Below are 17,989 nucleotides of genomic sequence, written 5' to 3' on the forward strand. Positions count from 1 at the left end.
TCAGACGGCAACACGGAGCTATCCAGTACATCTGTAACCCGCACGCGTTCGTTACAAACCCCGCAAAACTTTTTTCCTGAGATTTTTTCAGGCTTCGAGGATCGCGGTAACGCCCTGGCCGCCGGCCGCACAGATCGAGATGAGACCGCGAACCGGCTGCCCGGTTTCCTTCTTCTTTTCGGCCAGCTGCTTGGCCAGCTGGGCCACGATGCGCCCGCCGGTGGCCGCAAACGGGTGCCCCGCGGCCAGCGAGGAGCCGTTGACATTGAGCTTGGCGCGGTCGATGGAGCCCAGCGCGGAGTCGAGTCCTAGCAGCTCTTTGCAGTATTCGTCGGATTCCCAGGCCTGCAGGTGCGCGAGCACCACCGACGCGAACGCCTCGTGGATCTCGTAGAAATCGAAGTCCTGCAGAGCCAGACCGTTGCGGGCTAGCAGGCGCGGCACCGCGTACGTGGGCGCCATCAGCAGACCGTCGGGGCCGTTGACGTAATCCACCGCGGCGGTCTCCGAATCGACGAAGTACGCGAGCGGATCCAGCGAGTGTGACGTTGCCCACTCTTCACTCGCCAGCAACGCCACCGACGCGCCGTCGGTGAGCGGGGTGGAGTTACCCGCCGTCATCGTGGCGTCGCCGTTGCGCACACCGAACACCGGCTTCAGCTTGGCCAGTTTCTCGGCGCTGGAATCGGCGCGCAGGTTGTTGTCCCGGTAGAGCCCGAGAAAGGGCGTGACCAGATCGTCGAAGAAGCCGCGGTCGTAGGCGGCTGCCATCTTGCGGTGGCTGGCGGCGGCCAGCTCGTCCTGATCGACGCGCTTGATGCCCATCTTCTTGGCGGTGATCGCGGCGTGGTCGCCCATCGACAGCCCGGTGCGCGGTTCCCCGTTGGTGGGGATCTCGATGCCCAGCGAGGCGGGCAGCTTGCCGACGAGCTTGAGCCGATCCACGTTGGACTTCGACCGGCGCAGACCGAGCAGCGTGCGACGCAGCTCGTCGCCGAGCCCGATCGGGGCGTCGGAGGTGGTGTCCACCCCGCCGGCGGCGGCCACCTCATACCGACCGGCGGCGATTCCGTCGGCGGCCGCGATCGCGGCCTGCAGACCGGTGCCGCAGGCCTGCTGCAGATCGATCGCCGGGGTGTAGGCCGAGAGCTGGCTGCCCAGAACGCTCTCGCGCATGAGGTTGAAATCGCGGCTGTGCTTGAGCACGGCCCCGCCGATCACCGCGTCCAGGCGCTCGCCGGCCAGGTTGAACCGGTCCACCAGGCCGCCCAGCGCGGCGGTGAACATGTCCTGGTTGGATGCCTCCGCATACGCACCGTCCGATCGCGCGAACGGGATGCGGTTGCCGCCGAGAACGGCGACCCGTCGACTGTTTCCACTGGTAGAAGCCACGTCAATCTCCACCTAGAGTTCGGTTTGAGAGGGGGTATACCCACCCATACTACGCACCTACCTTACTCTGGAGTAAGTTCGTTACCGGTCCACCCGCATCGCAACTCGAAAGGCATGTTCGTGGCTTCCGACCTCTTCTCGCAGATCGTCAACTCTGCGCCTGGTTCCCTGCTGGCCAAGCAGCTCGGCATTCCGCAGCCGGAGACGCTGCGCCGCTACCGCCCCGGCGAACCGCCCTTGGCCGGCTCACTGCTGATCGGCGGCAACGGCCGCCTGGTCGAGCCGCTGCGGGCCGCACTGGCCGAGGACTACGACCTGGTGGCCGACAACCTCGGCGGTCGGTGGGCGGACTCGTTCGGCGGTCTGGTGTTCGACGCCACGGGGATCACCGAGCCCGCACAGCTGCGCGGCCTGTACGAGTTCTTCACCCCTCTGCAGCGCAACCTCGGACCGTCGGCGCGCCTTGTGGTGGTGGGCACCACCCCGGACGAGGCTGCCACCACCGACGAGCACATCGCCCAGCGGGCGCTCGAGGGATTCACCCGCTCGTTGGGTAAGGAGCTGCGCCGCGGGGCGACGGTGGCGCTGGTGTACGTGTCGCCCGGCGCCAAACCCGCTGCGACAGGCCTGGAGTCGACATTGCGGTTCATCCTGTCGGGCAAGTCGGCGTACGTCGACGCCCAGGTGTTCTACGTCGGCGCCGCGGATTCCACACCACCGGCCGATTGGGACAAGCCACTGGCAGGCAAGGTCGGCATCGTGACCGGTGCGGCCCGCGGCATCGGCGCCACCATCGCCGAAGTGTTCGCGCGCGACGGGGCCAGGGTGGTCGCGATCGATGTCGAGGCCGCTCACGATGCGTTGAGCGAGACCGCGGCGAAGGTCGGCGGTACCGCGCTGGCGCTGGACGTCACCGCCGACGACGCCGTGGACAAGATCACCGAACATTTACGTGAGCACTATGACGGCCACGCCGACATCCTGGTCAACAACGCGGGTATCACCCGGGACAAGCTGCTGGCCAATATGGACGATGCGCGCTGGGATGCCGTCGTCGCGGTGAATCTGCTTGCTCCGCAACGCCTTACCGAAGGTTTGATCGCGAACGGCAGCATCGGCGAGGGCGGGCGGATCATCGGGCTGTCCTCGATGGCCGGAATCGCCGGCAACCGCGGGCAGACCAACTACGCGGCCACCAAGGCCGGGATGATCGGGCTGACCCAGGCTTTGGCGCCACGGCTGGCTGCCAAGGGCATCACGATCAACGCCGTCGCACCCGGGTTCATCGAGACCGCGATGACGGCCGCGATCCCGCTGGCCACCCGGGAGGTCGGCCGCCGGCTGAACTCGCTGTACCAGGGCGGCAAGCCGGTCGACGTGGCCGAGACCATCGCCTACTTCGCCAGCCCCGCGTCGAATGCCGTGACCGGCAACGTGATCCGGGTCTGCGGCCAGGCGATGTTGGGGGCCTAGCGTGAGCACCGTGACCGAACAGCCCAGTGGCCTGCGGAATCTGCTGCGCGCCGCGGCCGGATCGCTGCCGTTCATCCCTCGCGGCGACCACCTGCCCGACCGCACGCTGACCGTCGACGACCTCGCCATCGATCCGTCGAACGTCGCCGCCTACGCGGGCGTCACCGGCCTGCGATTCGGTGACACCGTGCCGCTGACCTATCCATTCGCGCTGACGTTCCCGACTGTCATGGCACTGATCACCGGCTTCGACTTCCCGTTCGCCGCCATGGGCGCGGTCCACGTCGAGAACCAGATCACCCGATACCACCCGATCGCGGTCACCGACACCGTCGGGGTCAAGGTGCACGCCGAGAACCTGCGCGAGCACCGCAAGGGCCTGCTGGTCGACGTCATCGCCGATGTGAGTGTGGGCAACGAGCTGGCGTGGCATCAGGTCACCACATTCCTGCATCAGCAGCGCACCAGCCTCTCCGGCGGGCCAAAGCCGGAACCGCCCAAGCAGCCGAAACTACCGCCGCCCAACGCAATTCTGCGCATCAGCCCCGGCACGATCCGGCGTTACGCGTCGATCGGCGGCGACCACAATCCGATTCACACCAACGTGATCGGCGCTAAGCTGTTCGGCTTCCCCACCGTCATCGCACACGGAATGTTCAGTGCGGCAGCCGTTCTGGCGAACATCGAGGCTCAATTCCCCGATGCCGTTACGTACTCGGTGAAGTTCGGCAAGCCGGTGATACTGCCGGCCAGCGCCGGGCTGTACGTCGACCGGGTGGCCGACGGTTGGGACATCTCGCTGCGCAATATGGCCAAGGGTTACCCGCACCTGACGGGAACGATTCGCGGCCTGTAGCAATCAGGACGTCGCGGAGGCTTCCTTGTCCGACGGCGCACCTTTGAGGCCGCGCCAGAACAGGTTGATCAGCATGTCGGCGGCCTCGTCGACATCGGCGTCGCCCGCGCTGACCCGGGCTGCGACGGCCTCACCGGCACCCACCAGCGCGACCGCCATCATGTGAAAGTCGGTGCCGGGCTCGGGGTGCCGAGTGCCGGCCTCCAACAGCCGGGCCACCATGTCGATGATCTTCTCGCGGCCCTCGCGCACGGTGTGGGCGAACGCCTGCGAGCTGGTGGCCTGTGTGTAGAGCACGATCCACGACGCCCGGTTGGCGTCGATGTAGCGCAGCACCGAGAGGATGACGCTGCGCAACAGATCATGCGGGCTCTGCTGCAGGTCGATGTCGGCACCCACGGCCTCGATGAAGCGGCTCAGCTCGCGAGCCAGGCACGCCCCGAACAGTTCTTCCTTGGAGCCGTAGTACAGGTAGAGCATCGGCTTGGAGATCTGCGCCTCGGCGGCGATGACGTCCATCGACGTCTCGTGATAGCCGTTGACCGAGAACATCTGCACGGCGGCGTCGAGCATCTGCTGCTCGCGCACGGCACGGGGCAACCGCTTGGTGCCACCTGCCATTTCCTTGCCTTTCGCCGTCGGCCGATCTTTCAGGCTAGCCCCCGCAGCGGGGACTCTGCCCTTTCAGACGCGCCATTCGCAGCAGGGAAGTTTCGACGGCGGGCAGCGACAACTCCCCGGCGTTGACCGCCTTCTCCAGCCGGTCGAGCACCGCGGGCACCTCATCGGTGGTCACCCACAGCGCCACGTCGATGCCCGCTTGCAGGCTCTTCAGGACGGCATCGGCGACGCCGTACCGGTCGGCGATCGCCGCCATGCTGGACAGGTCATCGCTGAACACCGGGCCGTCGAACCCCGGGCCGCCGTACCCGCCGCTGCGCAGCAGACCCACCGCTGCCGCGCTGAGGCTGGCCGGCGTCGTGCCCGTCAGCCCCGGCACCTCGAGGTGGCCGATCATCACGGCGACGGGTGCTTCGGTGGTCAGCGTCTGGTACGGAATCAGGTCGCTGGCCTGCAGATCCGCCAGCGGCGGGGTGGTCACCGCGCCTGCGGTGTGCGAGTCGCCCGACCCATGCCCGTGGCCCGGGAAGTGCTTGAGCACCGGCAGCAGCCCGGCCTCGCGCAGGCCGCGCGCGTAGGCGCCGGCGAAGGCGGTCACCACGGCCGGGTCGTTGGAGAACGATCGGTCCCCGATGACAGAGTCGTCGGGGGCATCGGTGACGTCGACGACCGGCGCGAAGTCGATGGTGATCCCTAGCGCGCGCATCTTGCGCCCGCGGTCCAGGGCCAGCTGATACACCTGATCAGGGGTCTGGGTCTGGGCCAGCACCTTCGCCGACGGGGCTTCACCGATGAGGGACGCCAGCCGCTCCACCCGGCCGCCCTCCTCGTCGACGCTGACGGCCAGCGGCAGCGGCCCGGCGTTGACATAGTCGTTCAGCGAGCCGTCGGTCAGCATCGAGCGGTCGGTCCAGCTGCCGATGAAGATGCCGCCGACGTGATAGGTGTCCACCACAGCGCGTGCATCAGCGCTGTCCTTGACGCCGACCATCAGCACCTGGGCCAGCTTGTCGCGGGTGGACATCGAGCTCAGCAGGCCCGGGCCGTCGCCGCAGGCGGGCTGCGCCGGGGCCGCGGGCGCGGGGGCCGGACCGGCCATCGGGCTGGCCGACGATGACGTGCTGACCGGCGCCGATGACGTGGCGGCGGGGCGCGAGGGAGACGTTGAGCAGCCGACGAGCAGCACGGGCAGTGCCGACAGGGCCGCGATACCGCGAAGCGAGAGCAGTCGGGTAGGCATCCGGACATGCTGTCATGGCCGTCGCCGGGGGCCAACCAACGATTCGACGCGTGCTAGGTTGGCCAGCGGGTATTCACCCACGCGACCAGCCGTCCCCAGCACCTGCGAGGAGAACCGTTCATGACCCGGTTCGTGGTTCCTGCCGCCGCCAGCATCGTGGTCGGTCTGCTGCTCGGGGCCGCCGCGATCTTCGGCGTGACGTTGATGATCCAGCAGGACACCAAGCCGCCGCTGTCGCCCGGCGATCCTGCGTCGTCGGTGCTGAACCGCGTCGAGTACGGCAACCGCGGCTAGCCTGAGCACGCTCACCGCCGCCTCCTCCGCGGTCACGGAGGCGCCCATCACCACCCCGCCGCTCTCGCGGCGCTGGCTCGGCGGAGCTTTCGCCGTGGCGCTGGTGCTGTGCTTCGCGCAATCACCCGGGATGATCTCGCCGGATACCAAACTCGACCTGACCGCCAACCCGCTGCGCTTCCTTGCTCGCGCCGCCAACCTGTGGAACAGCGACCTGCCGTTCGGGCAGGCGCAGAACCAGGCCTACGGCTACCTGTTCCCGCACGGCGCGTTCTTCCTGCTCGGCGACACCCTCGGGGTGCCGGGCTGGATCACCCAGCGGCTGTGGTGGGCACTGCTGCTGACCGCCGGGTTCTGGGGGCTGCTGCGGGTGGCCGAGGCGCTCGGCATCGGAACGACGCCCTTGCGCATCATCGCCGCGGTCGCGTTCGCCCTCTCACCGCGGGTGCTGACGACGCTGGGCTCGATCTCCTCGGAAACTCTGCCGATGATGCTGGCGCCGTGGGTGCTGCTGCCGGTGATTCTGGCGTTGCGGGGCGGCAGCGGGAGGTCGCTACGGGTGCTGGCCGGACGGGCCGGGCTCGCGCTGGCATTGATGGGCGCGGTCAACGCCGTCGCGACGTTCACCGGCTGCCTGCCCGCGATCATCTGGTGGCTGTGTCACCGGCCCAACCGGGTGTGGTGGCGGTTCAGCGGATGGTGGGCACTGGCGTCGATGCTGGCGGTGACCTGGTGGGTGGTCGCGCTACTCGCGCTCGGGCGGATCAGCCCGCCGTTCCTGGATTTCATCGAGTCCTCCGGGGTCACCACCCAATGGACGTCGCTGACCGAGATGCTGCGCGGCACCGACAGCTGGACGCCGTTCGTCGCGCCTGACGCCACCGCGGCTGCCGAGCTGGTGACCCAGCCGGCGATGATCCTGGCGACCACGTTGGTGGCCGCGGGTGGGATGGCCGGACTGGCGCTGCGCTCGATGCCGGCGCGCGGCCGGCTGATCGCCATGCTGCTGATCGGCGTGGTCCTGCTGGGTGTCGGCTACTCGGGCGGCCTGGGCTCGGCGGTGGCACACCAGGTGCAGACCTTCCTCGACGCCTCCGGCGCCCCGCTGCGCAACGTGCACAAGCTGGAACCGGTGATCCGCATACCGCTGGTGCTGGGCGTCGCTCACCTGCTGAGCCGTATCCCATTGCCCGGCAGTGTGCCGCGGCCGGTGTGGATCCGGGCCTTCGCCCATCCAGAGAACGACAAGCGGGTGGCCGTCGGCATCGTCGTCCTCGCCGCACTCATGGTGGCCACGTCGATGGCCTGGACCGGCCGCCTCACCCCGCCCGGCGCATTCAAAGCCATCCCCGACTACTGGCACCAAGCCGCCGACTGGCTGACCGCGAACAACACCGGCCAGCCCACGCCGGGGCGGGTGCTGGTGGTGCCCGGTGCGCCGTTCGCCACCCAGGTATGGGGTAACAGTCACGACGAACCGCTGCAGGTGCTCGGCGAAAGCCCTTGGGGTGTACGCGATTCCATTCCACTGACCCCACCCCAGACGATTCGGGCGCTGGACTCGGTGCAACGGCTGTTCGCGGCGGGCAGGCCCTCAGCGGGGTTGGCCGACACCCTGGCCCGCCAGGGCATCTCCTTTGTCGTCGTGCGTAATGACCTCGACCCGGACAAGTCCCGGTCGGCACGTCCGCTGCTGGTGCACCGGGCCATCGACGGTTCACCAGGGCTGCAGAAGGTGGCACAGTTCGGCGATCCGGTCGGGCCGGGCACACTGGACGGCTTCATCAGTGACAGCGGGTTGCGCCCACGGTACCCAGCTGTCGAGATCTATCGTGTTGCCACACAAGGCAATCCGAGCGCACCGTATCTGACCGACGCCAGCCGGATGGCCCGCGTCGACGGTGGACCCGAGGTGCTGCTGCGCATCGACGAGCGGCGCCGCCTGCTTGGCCAGGCCCCGTTGGGGCCCATGCTCCTGACGTCCGACGCCCAGCGTGCCGGGCTTCCCACCCCGCTGGTCACGGTCACCGACACCCCCGTCGATCGGGAGACCGACTACGGCCGCGTCGACGACCACTCGTCGGCGGCCAGGGCCGAAGGCGACCGTCGCGACACGTTCAACCGGGTGCCCGACTATCCGGTCCCGGGCGCCAAACTCGTCCATGGCGCCTGGACCGGCGGGCGGCTGTCGGCGTCGAGCTCGTCATCGGATGCCACCGCACTGCCCAACGTCTCCCCCGCCAGCGGCCCCGCCGCCGCGGTCGACGGCGACTCGGCCACCGCGTGGGTGTCGAACTCGCTACAAGCCGCGGTCGGTCAGTGGCTGCAGATCGACTTCGACCGGCCGGTCACCAATGCGACACTGACGATCACCCCGAGCGCCACCGCCGTCGGCGCCCAGGTGCGTCGCCTCCAGGTGTCGACCCAAAATGGCACCACCACAGTGCGTTTCGACGAACCGGGTAAGCCGCTGTCCGTCGCATTGCCGTACGGCGAATCGCCGTGGGTGCGGATCACCGCGATCGGCACCGACGACGGCTCGTCGGGAGTCCAGTTCGGGATCACCGATCTGTCGGTCACCCAGTACGACGCGTCCGGCTTCGCCCATCCGGTCGACCTGCGGCACACCATGGTGGTGCCCGGCCCGCCCGGCGGATCAGCCGTTGCCGCATGGGATCTGGGCTCCGAGCTGCTCGGCAGACAGGGTTGCGCGGATTCCCCCGACGGCGTGCACTGCGCGGCCTCGATGGCGCAGGCGCCCGAGGAACCCGTCACGCTGAGCCGCACCCTGACGGTGCCCAAACCGATCGAGGTCAGCCCGACGGTGTGGGTGCGCGCCCGGCAGGGCCCGCACCTGGCGGATCTGATCGCCCAGCCGGGCACCACTAGGTCCCGCGCCGACGCCGACCTCATCGACGTGGACGGATCGGCCTACGCGGCGACCGACGGCGATCCCCGTACCTCGTGGACCGCGCAACAGAATGTGGTGCAGCACCGCAGCGCGCCCACACTGACCGTGACACTGCCGAAGCCGACCGAGGTCACCGGGCTGGTGCTGACCCCGAGCTCCTCGCAGCTGCCCACCCATCCGACGATGGTGGCCATCGACCTTGGTGACGGCCCACAGACCCGTAGGCTCGACGCCGACCCGGATGCGGGGGCTCAGACCGTGTCGCTGCACCCCAGGGTCACCGATACGGTGCGGATCAGCCTGCTGAACTGGAATGACGTAATCGACCGCACCGCACTGGGTTTCGATCAGCTCAAACCTCCCGGCCTGGCTGAGGTCGCGGTGCTCGGCCCCGACGGCAAGGCCGTCGCGGCCGCCGACGCCGCCACCAATCGCGCACGCACCATCGAGATCCCGTGCGGCCAAGGCCCCATCGTCGCGGTATCCGGGCGGTTCGTGCAGACCTCGGTGACCACCACGGTCGGCGCGCTGCTCGACGGCCAGCCCGTCCCGGCCCGCGCGTGCGACGCGACGCCGATCGCGTTGCCCGCCGGTCAGCAGGAACTGCTGATCAGCCCCGGCTCGGCGTTCGTCGTGGACGGCGCCCAGCTGAACGGTCCGCAGGCCGGTCAAATACCCACCGCACCAACGACTCCCGCGCAGGTCACCAACTGGGGCGCGGACCGCAGGGAGTTCACCGTCGACCGGTCACCCACCGCGCGGGTGCTGGTCGTCCCGGAGAGCGTGAACCCCGGCTGGGTCGCCCACTTGCCCGACGGGGTCACGCTGACACCGGTGGTCGTCAACGGCTGGCAGCAGGGTTGGGTGCTGCCCGCCGGGGAACAGGGCACGGTCACGGTGAGCTTCCCGTCGAACCGCGGCTACCGGATCGGCCTTGCCGCCGGGCTGTCGCTCCTGCCACTCCTTCTTCTGCTGGCGCTGATGCCGCCACGGCGCCGCCCGACCGACCTCGAACCCGCCCGGCCGTGGGCCCTCCCGGTTCTGGCGGGAGTGGGAGTCCTGGCCGTGGGCGGACTGATCGGCGGAGCAGGTGGCCTCGTGGTGTTCGGCGCCGCGATGGTACTCGGCTATCTGCTGAGGCACCGGGGACTGCTGCGCGACCGGGTGACGCTGACCGCCAGTGCCTGCGGTCTGATCGCGGCGGGCGCTTTGTTGTCGCGCTACCCCTGGCGGTCGGTCGACGGGTACATCGGGCATTCCCCCTGGGTACAGCTGCCGGCACTGATCGCGGTCGGTGCGCTGGCGGCCTCCGCCGTCAGGCGTCCGCCGCCGCAGCGAACTGACAGCGAAACCGCCGAGGACACAAGCATTTCGCACTAGGGTGCCTGGTATGGCTGCACCTGATCTGACGACGCCGTCACAGGTCGAGACCGTGCGCGGGCCGATCCCGACCAGCGACCTGGGTGTCGTCTTCATGCACGAGCACGTCTTCGTTCTGTCGCACGAGATCATCAACAACTTCCCCGAAGGCTGGGGGGACGAAGCGACCCGGGAAGCCGACGCCGTCGCCAAACTCAACGAGCTCAAGGCCCTCGGGGTCGACACCATCGTCGACCCGACCGTGATCGGGCTGGGCCGCTACATTCCGCGCATCCAGCGGGTGGCCGCGCAGACCGGCCTGCAGATCGTGGTCGCCACCGGGGTCTACACCTACAACGACGTCCCGATGTACTTCCACTTCAGCGGGCCGGGGACGCTGCTCGACGGCCCCGAGATCATGACCGAGATGTTCGTCCGCGATATCACCGAGGGGATCGCCGGCACCGGCGTCAAGGCGGCAATCCTCAAGTGCGCCACCGACGAACCCGGTATCACTCCCGGAGTCGAACGGGTGCTGCGCGCGGTGGCCCAGGCGCACCGGCAGACCGGCGTGCCGATCACCACCCACACGCATGCCCTGACCCGGCGCGGCCTGGAACAGCAGCGAGTCTTCGCCGAGGAAGGCGTGGACCTGAGCCGCGTCATCATCGGGCACAGCGGGGACACCACCGACCTGGGCTACCTCGAAGAGCTGATCGCGGCCGGCTCCTACCTCGGCATGGACCGGTTCGGCCTGGACAGCATGCTCAGCTTCGACGACCGGGTCGACACCGTCGCGCGGATGTGCGAACGCGGCCACGCCGACAAGATGGTGCTGTCCCACGATGCGTCGTGCTACATCGACTGGCTGCCCGAAGCCTTGGTGCCGGTGGCCCTGCCGAACTGGCATTACCGCCACATCCACAACGACGTCCTGCCCGCGCTGCGTCAGCGCGGCGTCACCGATGAACAGATCACCACCATGCTGGTGGACAACCCCCGCAACATCTTCTCCAAGCAAGGTGCCTATGAGTGATCAGACTCCCGCGATCGGGACCCGGATGAGCCAGCTCGCCGCCGAGGCGCCCGACCGCCCGGTGGTCAGCTGCGATGGCCGCACCATCACCCGCGGCGAACTGGAATCGGCCTCGAACCGGCTGGCTCGCGCCTACGCCGAACTCGGAGTCAAACAAGGCGATTACGTCACGATCGCGGTACCGAACTCGATCGAGTGGGTGCAGGCGACGGTCGCGGTGTGGAAGCTCGGCGCGATTCCGCAACCGCTGTCGCCGCGGCTTCCCGACGCCGAGTTCGAGGGTCTGCTCGATCTCACGCCGCGCGCCCTACTCGTCGGCCGCGCCGACCCGCGCGGTCTGGTGCCGTCGGTGGACGCCGACTTCACCGGCAGCCCGGAGCTCTCGGATGAGCCACTGCCCGAAGCGGTTTCGCCGGTGTGGAAGTCGATGGCCTCCGGTGGCAGCACCGGGCGGCCCAAGCTGATCGAAGCCGGCGGGGACGGGCGCTACCCGGCCGACCTGGTGGCGATGGGGATGGGCAACGAACCCACCGACACCCAGCTGCTGCCGGTTCCGTTGAGCCACAACACCGGATTCACCTCGGCGGCCATCGCGCTGCTGACCGGGCAGCACCTGGTGTTGATGCGCCGCTTCGACCCCGAACACTTCCTGCGGCTGGTCACCGACCACCAGGTGAACTACCTGGCGACCGTGCCGACGATCATGCAACGGCTGCTGCCGGTATATCACGCCAACCCCGACGCCTACGACCTGTCGTCGCTGCGCCGGCTGTGGCATCTGGCCGCACCGTGTCCGCCGAACATCAAGGAGGCCTGGATCGACCTGCTCGGTCCGGATGCGGTGTGGGAGTTGTACGGCGGCACCGAACTTCAGGCTCTGACGTTCATCAGCGGTTCGGAATGGCTGACCCACCGCGGTTCGGTCGGCCGGGTGGTGTCCGGCGAGATGAAGGTGCTCGACGACGACGGCAACGAGTGCGCACCCGGCGAAATCGGCGAGATCTATATGCGCCCGCACGAGGGGGAGGGCGCGACCTACCGCTACATCGGCAGCACCGCGAAGTCCCGCGACGGCTGGGATTCGCTGGGCGATCTGGGTTGGTTCGACGACGAGGGCTACCTGTACCTGGCCGACCGGCGGGTCGACATGTTCACCGTCGGCGGCCGCAACGTCTATCCGGCGGAGATCGAGAACGCGCTCGCCGAGCACCCCGCCGTGCTGTCCTGTCTGGTGGTCGGGGTGCCGCACGACGATCTCGGCCAGGTGCCCTATGCGCTGGTGCACACCGACGGAACCGCGCTGGCCGCAGAGGATGTCGCGGCGTTCGTGGCGGAGCGGCTGTCCGATTACAAGGTGCCGCGGACAGTCGAGTTCGTCGACACCCCGCTGCGCGACGATGCCGGTAAGGCCCGTCGCTCCGCGGTGCGCGACGAGGTCATCGCCCGCTTGACCGCTTAGCCGCGGGCAGTTTGATCGCCGACATGTACATCTCGACCATCGGCCGATAGAGGTCGACACCGTCGAGTTCGCTGCCCAGCACCACGGAATCACTGGTGGCGATCAGCGTCTGCGCGAACGCCATCGGTGAGATCACCAGCGTCGCGCCGAGTCGGTCGACGCCCGCGACGATGAACTTCGCCAGCGACTCCAAGACCTCGGACCGCTTTTCGGCCACCCGTTCGCGGGCATCGGGGTTGCGCAGCAGATAGAGGGTGAACTCGTGGCCCAGTGCCGCGTGCTCGGCGCCGCGGTCCGAACTGAGCTGGCGCCAGCGCGCCGCGACATCGTCCAGTTCGCGCGCCCCGACTTCGGTCGCTTTGCCCAGCACCTCGGCGAAGTTGTCGAAATAGCGCCGCCAGTACCGGTCGCTGACCGCGAGGAAAAGATCTTCCTTCGTGCTGAAGTGCTTGTAGATCGCACCCTTGGTGTAGCCGGCGGTATGGGCGATGTCGTCGAGAGTGGCCGGGGTGAAGCCCTTTTCAGCGAACACGGCTTCGGCCGCGTCCAAGAGCAACGCCCGGGTGTGCTCGAGGCGGCGCTCGCGTGTCCAACGCTCGACCATGACGCCGATTCTGCCACGGAATCTCAGATACCCGTTCCCCTTTTAGATACCCGTTGGTATATTTTGGCGCATCGGCCCGCCAATCGAGAGGGACGCCGCCATGAGTGAGCTGTCGACGAACGCCGTGCGTGAACCGGCCGACGGGAACCCGGTCGACGCCGGTGTCGAGAAAAAGGTGCGGCCCATCCAGGTGTGGGCGGCCATCGGCGCGGCGCTGCTGGCATTCCAGATCTACGTCTGGATCCGCTGGGTCAGCGGCCCCTACTTCGAGCGGGTGCCCGGCGGTATTCACGAGCCCCCGCTGTACATGAAGATCCCGCTGCTGGCGAACTCGATCGTCCTCTGGATCGGATTCCCATTCGCGTTGTGGTTCTTCATCATTCGGCCCTGGGTTCGCGACCGGCGCATCACGTTGGACGGCATGCTTTTGGTGTCGATGGCGCTGATGTTCTTCCAGGATCCACTGCTGAACTACTTCAACACCTGGTGCACCTACAACACCTGGTTGTTCAACCGCGGCTCGTGGTCATCGGATATCCCGGGTTGGGTATCACCCGAAGAGCCCGGCCGCCAGGTGGCCGAGCCGCTGCTGACGAACGTCCCCGGCTACGCCTACGGCGTGCTGCTGATCACCATCGCCGGGTGCTGGCTGATGCGGAAGATCAAGGCGCGCTGGCCCCACATCAGCAATATGAAGCTGATCCTGGTGACCTACGCGATGGCCTTCGTCTTCGACTTCGTCATGGAGGCACTGGTCATGCTGCCCATCGGGTTCTACACCTACCCGGGCTCGATCCGCGCGGTGTCCTTCGCCGCGGGCACCTATCACCAGTGGCCGATCTACGAAGGCTTGATGTGGGGCGGGGTGCAGGCCGCCCTGTGCTGTCTGCGCTTCTTCACCGACGATCGCGGCCGCACGGTCGTCGAACGCGGACTCGACCAGGTGCGCGGCGGAGCCGTGCGGCAACAGCTCGTCCGGTTCCTGGCGATCTTCGCCGGGGTGAGCGCCTGCTTCTTCGTCCTCTACAACATTCCCGCACAGTGGATCGGGATGCATTCCGACCCGTGGCCCGCCGACCACATGAAGCGCTCGTACCTGACGGGCGGCATCTGCGGCGACGGCACCGAAACCCCCTGTCCGGATCCGGTTCTGCCGATCCCGACCAAGCGATCGGGCTTCATCAACACCCACGGTGAGCTCGTCCTGCCCGAAGGCGCGCAGCTGCCGACCGTCGTCCCGCTGCGCTAGGCCTGGTGCTGCCAGGCCCGGGCCGCGATCAGTTCGGGTACCAGCACTTCGGTGAGCAGCCGGACGTCATCGTCATCATCACCGGGATAGCGCACCGCCAATTCCGCACCCGGAACGCTGCCCCCGACGCCGACAACCCTGCTGGCGCGCAACGTGACCCATTCCGCCATCTGCTCCTCCCACGGTGAACCGGCGAACACCAGCAGCCGGTAGTCAGTGGTCTTGGTCAGGTACACGTCGACGTGGCTCCAGTCGCCGGTCTCACAACCGACTGCCGCGCGCCGCGGACCCTCCCGCAGCATCAGCGCACCCTGTTGCGCCGAACAGAATCGCTGCGCAGGCGCGGCCAGGTGGGTACCGTCCGGCCCGAGCAGGCTGTCGGAAACCTGTGGAAGCCAGTCCGACTCGGTGTCCAGTAGATGCGAGGTTGCCTCGGCCGTCTTCGTGATCGAGGCCGTCAAGGCGGCGGTGTCCACACCCAACAGATGCGCTTCGAGCGCCATCAACAATGCCAGCGTGTGCTGATAGCTACGGCATGCGACGCCGCCGTGCTCCACCTCCGCAGCCAATTCCACCACCGCATCGCATGATTCGGTGATCGGTGATCCCGCGGTGTTGGTCAGCGCCACCGTTGTCGGTCCGGCGGGCAACCGGCGCAGCGCGTCCAGCGTCTCCACCGATCCGCCGCTCGCCGACGTCGCGATGACCAAAGTCCGCTCTCCCCAGGCCGGTAGCAGCGGCGTGGATGCGAGCTCCGAGGCGGCTACCAGCCCGCGCGCACGCATCCGCGCGGCCGCGACACCACCGGCGTAGGCAGACGATCCCATGCCCAGCAGCACCACCCGCTCGGTGTCGGGCGGGACGACGGTCGCCCATGGGTTGTCCGCGCTGAGTCGGTCGGCGAGGCGGCCCAGCACCTCGGGCTTTCGGACCAGGTCGCCGGCGAAGCGGTCAGGATCCACCGGAATTCCTTTCCTCGAGCAGCATCGGCAGCGCGGCATCCGGAACGTACATCCAGCGCGGAAGATGTCGTGCTGCGTAGACGATCTCGCGCAACGCCTGCTGCAGCCGTAACGCCGCCAGTGGCGCGGCGTCGTAGAGTTCGCCGTGGCCCAGCTCGGCCAGGCGAGCGGCGTAAGCCTGCAGAAAGGCCTGCCGGACAGTCTTTTCCACCGCGATCAGCGCCCCAGGGTCGACCTGGTGGTGACGGCGGGCCACGATCGCCGCGTGGGTCAGCGACTGAGTCAACCCCGCGACATCGACGACCGCTGGAATGGGGAGCGCACGCTCTTCGGCAGGCAGCACCGGATTGCCGTCGAAATCGGTGACCACGTAGCCGCCGTCGTGCCGCAGCACCTGGCCGACATGCAGGTCGCCGTGCCCCTCGATCACGGTGCTGCCCGCCAATCCGCCGAGAGCGCCGAGGATCTGCTCGATCTGCTCACGCCGTTCGCGCAGCAGCGCCGAGGTTGCCGAATTGCTCAGCGCTTGAGCCTGATCCAGGGTCGCGAAAGCCGCCGAACACCAGCGGTCAGCGTCGGCCTGGGTGGCGATGGTGGCGGTCACCGACAGCGCGGAATGCAACTCGGCGATCACCACGCCGACCTCGGCGGCGGCCGCCACCGCCGGACCTGTTCGTGGTGGCGTCCGGTGGGCGGCTTCGGCGAGCAGGTCCACCGCCCACGTCCATCCGTCCACCGCATCGGGGAGGTACTCGTCGACGCTGACCACGAGCGTCTCGGGACCATCGGCGGGGCGCCAGGTGACCAGGCCCCACGGGGAAGGCATGTGCCGAAAACCGTTGGCACGCAGCACTTCGATGCGATGCGGGGCCGGGTGTGGCCCCTCCTGCAGATGAGTGGCCCACTTGACCACCGCCGCATCGCCGACGATCACCGACTCGTTGGTCTGGTCGACCGTGATCGGCCGCTCGCCGAGGGCGCAGCGCGACGCCCACGAGTGCAGGGTGAACGAACCCACGGCCCGGGTCGCCGGCGCAGCGGTGAGCAGTTTCAGCAGCGACTCGCCGACGCCGTCGCCGGGGCGTGCGCGCCGCCACCGGCCGTCCGGATCACACACCTGGGGCAGTGCGGCCAGACCGTCGGTACCGGCGATCACCGAAAGTCGTTTTCCGGCATCGAGATCCAGTGAATCGCATTCACGACCCACCGGGTCATCGGCTTCGATGCCGACCCACCTGTTCGATCACGTCGGCACCCGTCCGCAGGCCGTCGCGGGCGCGGATCGCAGCACCGATCTCGGTGAGGCGCGCCCGCAGGGCACTGTCCGACAGGATCGTGTCCACCGCGCTGGTGAGCTGACCGTCGGTGAAACCATAGGTGTCCAGCCGCACACCGTAATCGAGTTCGTCGATCCGCTGGGCATTCTCGTACTGATCCCAGAACAACGGCAGCACGATCAACGGCTTGCCGAAGTGCAGCGTTTCGGTCACGGTGTTGTTCCCACCGTGGGAGATGACCAGGTCGACCTGCGGGATGATCTTGGTCTGCGGCAGCATCTGCTCACCGACCATGTTGTCGGCAAGAGTGATTCGGTCCGCTTGCGGGCCTTTACTGACGATGAACCTGTGTTTGGTGGTGCCCAGCACATCGACCAGCCGTTGCATGAGTCCGACGTCGGCACCGCCCAACGATCCTAGCGAGAGATAGATCAGCGCGCTGTCCGCCGGACGGTGGGCAACCTGTTGTGGAACAACGTATTCCGCGTCGGTTTCGCGCACACTGGAGTCCATTCGTGTCCAGCTGGTATCCAGCGGGCGCACGTCGACATAGTCGGCCTCAGCCGGATACACGTACAGGTTGGCGGCATTGTCACGGGGCATGAACTCCAGATCCGGCAGCGGATCGGCGCCCTGGTGCTGGACCCAGTCGTTGAATTCGGTCCACATCGCCCGGTGGGTGCGATCGAACTCGGCCCGGTAGGCGTCCCATTGCGAACGGTCGGCGCTGGGCAATCCGGAAAAAGGCGGCGGGACGTCAGGACCCGGTATCTCGAGCGGGCTGCACGACACGATCCGCACGAACGGCGTTCCCCCACTGACCAACGCGGGAAAAAGCACAACGTTGTCTTCGACGATGACGTCGGGTCGGTGGTGGGCGACGATCTCGCGCAGCCGGGGCTCGGCGTACTTCGCGCCGTCGACGAGAGCCTGATAGGTCGGTTGGATGAAGGTCTCGAGTTGTTCGATCGTCGGCTTGCGGAACTCCGGCGCGGTTTCGGCGATGAAGTCGGTCCAGAACTTGCCAGGATCCTCATCGGCGGCACCCTCGGCAGGCTCGGCCAGATCGACCAACTCTTCGACGAAGCCGAGTGGGGCCAGCTTGCCCGCCCACGAGCTCTCCGCGGCGAACACAATCCGGTGGCCGCGATCTCGCAGAATCGCGGCCAGGCCGATGCACTGATTCGTTGGCCCGTAGGCCGATTCCGGCCAGAACATGATCGTCAGCGCATCAGCGGCCATTGTGGTCCCTTCGG

The 17,989-nt window shown here is 67.9% G+C and carries 14 protein-coding genes; 7 read left to right on the forward strand and 7 right to left on the reverse strand.

Features of this window, described 5'->3' with window-relative positions; all coding sequences use genetic code 11:
- Positions 1–87: 87 nt before the first annotated feature.
- Positions 88–1,404: an acetyl-CoA C-acetyltransferase gene (locus EV580_RS22455; protein ID WP_208114648.1), complete on the reverse strand. Its 1,317-nt coding sequence runs from the start codon at positions 1,402–1,404 to the stop codon at positions 88–90.
- Positions 1,405–1,506: 102 nt separating this feature from the next.
- Between EV580_RS22455 and EV580_RS22460 the strand changes: the two genes are divergently transcribed.
- Complete coding sequence (locus EV580_RS22460; RefSeq protein ID WP_133693742.1) at positions 1,507–2,865, forward strand: 3-oxoacyl-ACP reductase; 1,359 nt, start codon at positions 1,507–1,509, stop codon at positions 2,863–2,865.
- 10 nt (positions 2,866–2,875) lie between these two features.
- Positions 2,876–3,721 (forward strand): MaoC/PaaZ C-terminal domain-containing protein, encoded by an 846-nt coding sequence (locus EV580_RS22465; protein ID WP_133693744.1) that lies wholly within the window; start codon positions 2,876–2,878, stop codon positions 3,719–3,721.
- 3 nt (positions 3,722–3,724) lie between these two features.
- On the opposite strand, the gene EV580_RS22470 is transcribed toward EV580_RS22465, so the two are convergent.
- A complete protein-coding gene (locus tag EV580_RS22470) occupies positions 3,725–4,342 on the reverse strand; it encodes a TetR/AcrR family transcriptional regulator (RefSeq protein ID WP_133693746.1) in 618 nt (205 codons plus the stop codon).
- A gap of 34 nt (positions 4,343–4,376) precedes the next feature.
- Positions 4,377–5,582 carry a glycoside hydrolase family 3 N-terminal domain-containing protein gene (locus tag EV580_RS22475; protein ID WP_133693747.1) on the reverse strand — a complete coding sequence of 402 codons (1,206 nt, stop codon included), beginning with the start codon at positions 5,580–5,582 and terminating at the stop codon, positions 4,377–4,379.
- 120 nt (positions 5,583–5,702) lie between these two features.
- On the opposite strand from EV580_RS22475, the gene EV580_RS22480 reads away from it, so the two are divergent.
- From EV580_RS22480 to EV580_RS22495, 4 genes are read left to right on the forward strand one after another with little or no spacing between them, the layout of a single operon-like run.
- A complete protein-coding gene (locus tag EV580_RS22480) occupies positions 5,703–5,876 on the forward strand; it encodes a DUF2613 domain-containing protein (RefSeq protein WP_071948071.1) in 174 nt (57 codons plus the stop codon).
- Between the two features lie 46 nt (positions 5,877–5,922).
- A complete protein-coding gene (locus EV580_RS22485) occupies positions 5,923–10,167 on the forward strand; it encodes an alpha-(1->3)-arabinofuranosyltransferase (RefSeq protein ID WP_133693749.1) in 4,245 nt (1,414 codons plus the stop codon).
- A 10-nt stretch (positions 10,168–10,177) separates the two neighbouring features.
- A complete protein-coding gene (locus tag EV580_RS22490; RefSeq protein WP_133693751.1) occupies positions 10,178–11,182 on the forward strand; it encodes a phosphotriesterase family protein in 1,005 nt (334 codons plus the stop codon).
- Positions 11,175–12,641, forward strand: coding sequence for an AMP-binding protein (locus EV580_RS22495; RefSeq protein WP_133693753.1), 1,467 nt, complete (start codon positions 11,175–11,177; stop codon positions 12,639–12,641). The genes EV580_RS22490 and EV580_RS22495 overlap by 8 nt, the downstream gene beginning before the upstream one ends.
- On the opposite strand, the gene EV580_RS22500 is transcribed toward EV580_RS22495, so the two are convergent.
- Positions 12,619–13,245: a TetR/AcrR family transcriptional regulator gene (locus tag EV580_RS22500; protein ID WP_133693754.1), complete on the reverse strand. Its 627-nt coding sequence runs from the start codon at positions 13,243–13,245 to the stop codon at positions 12,619–12,621. The two genes, EV580_RS22495 and EV580_RS22500, sit on opposite strands and share 23 nt — an antisense overlap.
- Positions 13,246–13,345: 100 nt before the next feature.
- On the opposite strand from EV580_RS22500, the gene EV580_RS22505 reads away from it, so the two are divergent.
- On the forward strand, positions 13,346–14,494 hold the full coding sequence (locus EV580_RS22505) for a spirocyclase AveC family protein (RefSeq protein ID WP_133693756.1): 1,149 nt from the start codon (positions 13,346–13,348) through the stop codon (positions 14,492–14,494).
- On the opposite strand, the gene EV580_RS22510 is transcribed toward EV580_RS22505, so the two are convergent.
- From EV580_RS22510 to EV580_RS22520, 3 genes are read right to left on the reverse strand one after another with little or no spacing between them, the layout of a single operon-like run.
- Positions 14,491–15,456, reverse strand: coding sequence for an SIS domain-containing protein (locus EV580_RS22510; protein ID WP_133693758.1), 966 nt, complete (start codon positions 15,454–15,456; stop codon positions 14,491–14,493). The genes EV580_RS22505 and EV580_RS22510 overlap by 4 nt on opposite strands.
- Complete coding sequence (locus EV580_RS22515; protein ID WP_133693760.1) at positions 15,446–16,663, reverse strand: glucosamine kinase; 1,218 nt, start codon at positions 16,661–16,663, stop codon at positions 15,446–15,448. The genes EV580_RS22510 and EV580_RS22515 overlap by 11 nt, the downstream gene beginning before the upstream one ends.
- Before the next feature lie 4 nt (positions 16,664–16,667).
- Positions 16,668–17,975, reverse strand: a complete 1,308-nt coding sequence (locus tag EV580_RS22520) for a glycosyltransferase (RefSeq protein ID WP_133693762.1) — start codon at positions 17,973–17,975, stop codon at positions 16,668–16,670.
- Between the last annotated feature and the right edge of the window lie 14 nt (positions 17,976–17,989).

This window comes from Mycobacterium sp. BK086 (assembly GCA_004362315.1).
Taxonomy (GTDB): domain Bacteria; phylum Actinomycetota; class Actinomycetes; order Mycobacteriales; family Mycobacteriaceae; genus Mycobacterium.

Excerpts from the sequence above, each read along its gene's own strand:
- EV580_RS22460 (WP_133693742.1), top strand. The coding sequence starts at position 1,507 with ATGTTCGTGGCTTCCGACCTCTTCTCGCAGATCGTCAACTCTGCGCCT.
- EV580_RS22475 (WP_133693747.1), bottom strand. The coding sequence starts at position 5,582 with ATGCCTACCCGACTGCTCTCGCTTCGCGGTATCGCGGCCCTGTCGGCA.
- EV580_RS22490 (WP_133693751.1), top strand. The coding sequence starts at position 10,178 with ATGGCTGCACCTGATCTGACGACGCCGTCACAGGTCGAGACCGTGCGC.
- EV580_RS22470 (WP_133693746.1), bottom strand. The coding sequence starts at position 4,342 with ATGGCAGGTGGCACCAAGCGGTTGCCCCGTGCCGTGCGCGAGCAGCAG.
- EV580_RS22505 (WP_133693756.1), top strand. The coding sequence starts at position 13,346 with ATGAGTGAGCTGTCGACGAACGCCGTGCGTGAACCGGCCGACGGGAAC.
- EV580_RS22520 (WP_133693762.1), bottom strand. The coding sequence starts at position 17,975 with ATGGCCGCTGATGCGCTGACGATCATGTTCTGGCCGGAATCGGCCTAC.
- EV580_RS22480 (WP_071948071.1), top strand. The coding sequence starts at position 5,703 with ATGACCCGGTTCGTGGTTCCTGCCGCCGCCAGCATCGTGGTCGGTCTG.
- EV580_RS22495 (WP_133693753.1), top strand. The coding sequence starts at position 11,175 with ATGAGTGATCAGACTCCCGCGATCGGGACCCGGATGAGCCAGCTCGCC.
- EV580_RS22500 (WP_133693754.1), bottom strand. The coding sequence starts at position 13,245 with ATGGTCGAGCGTTGGACACGCGAGCGCCGCCTCGAGCACACCCGGGCG.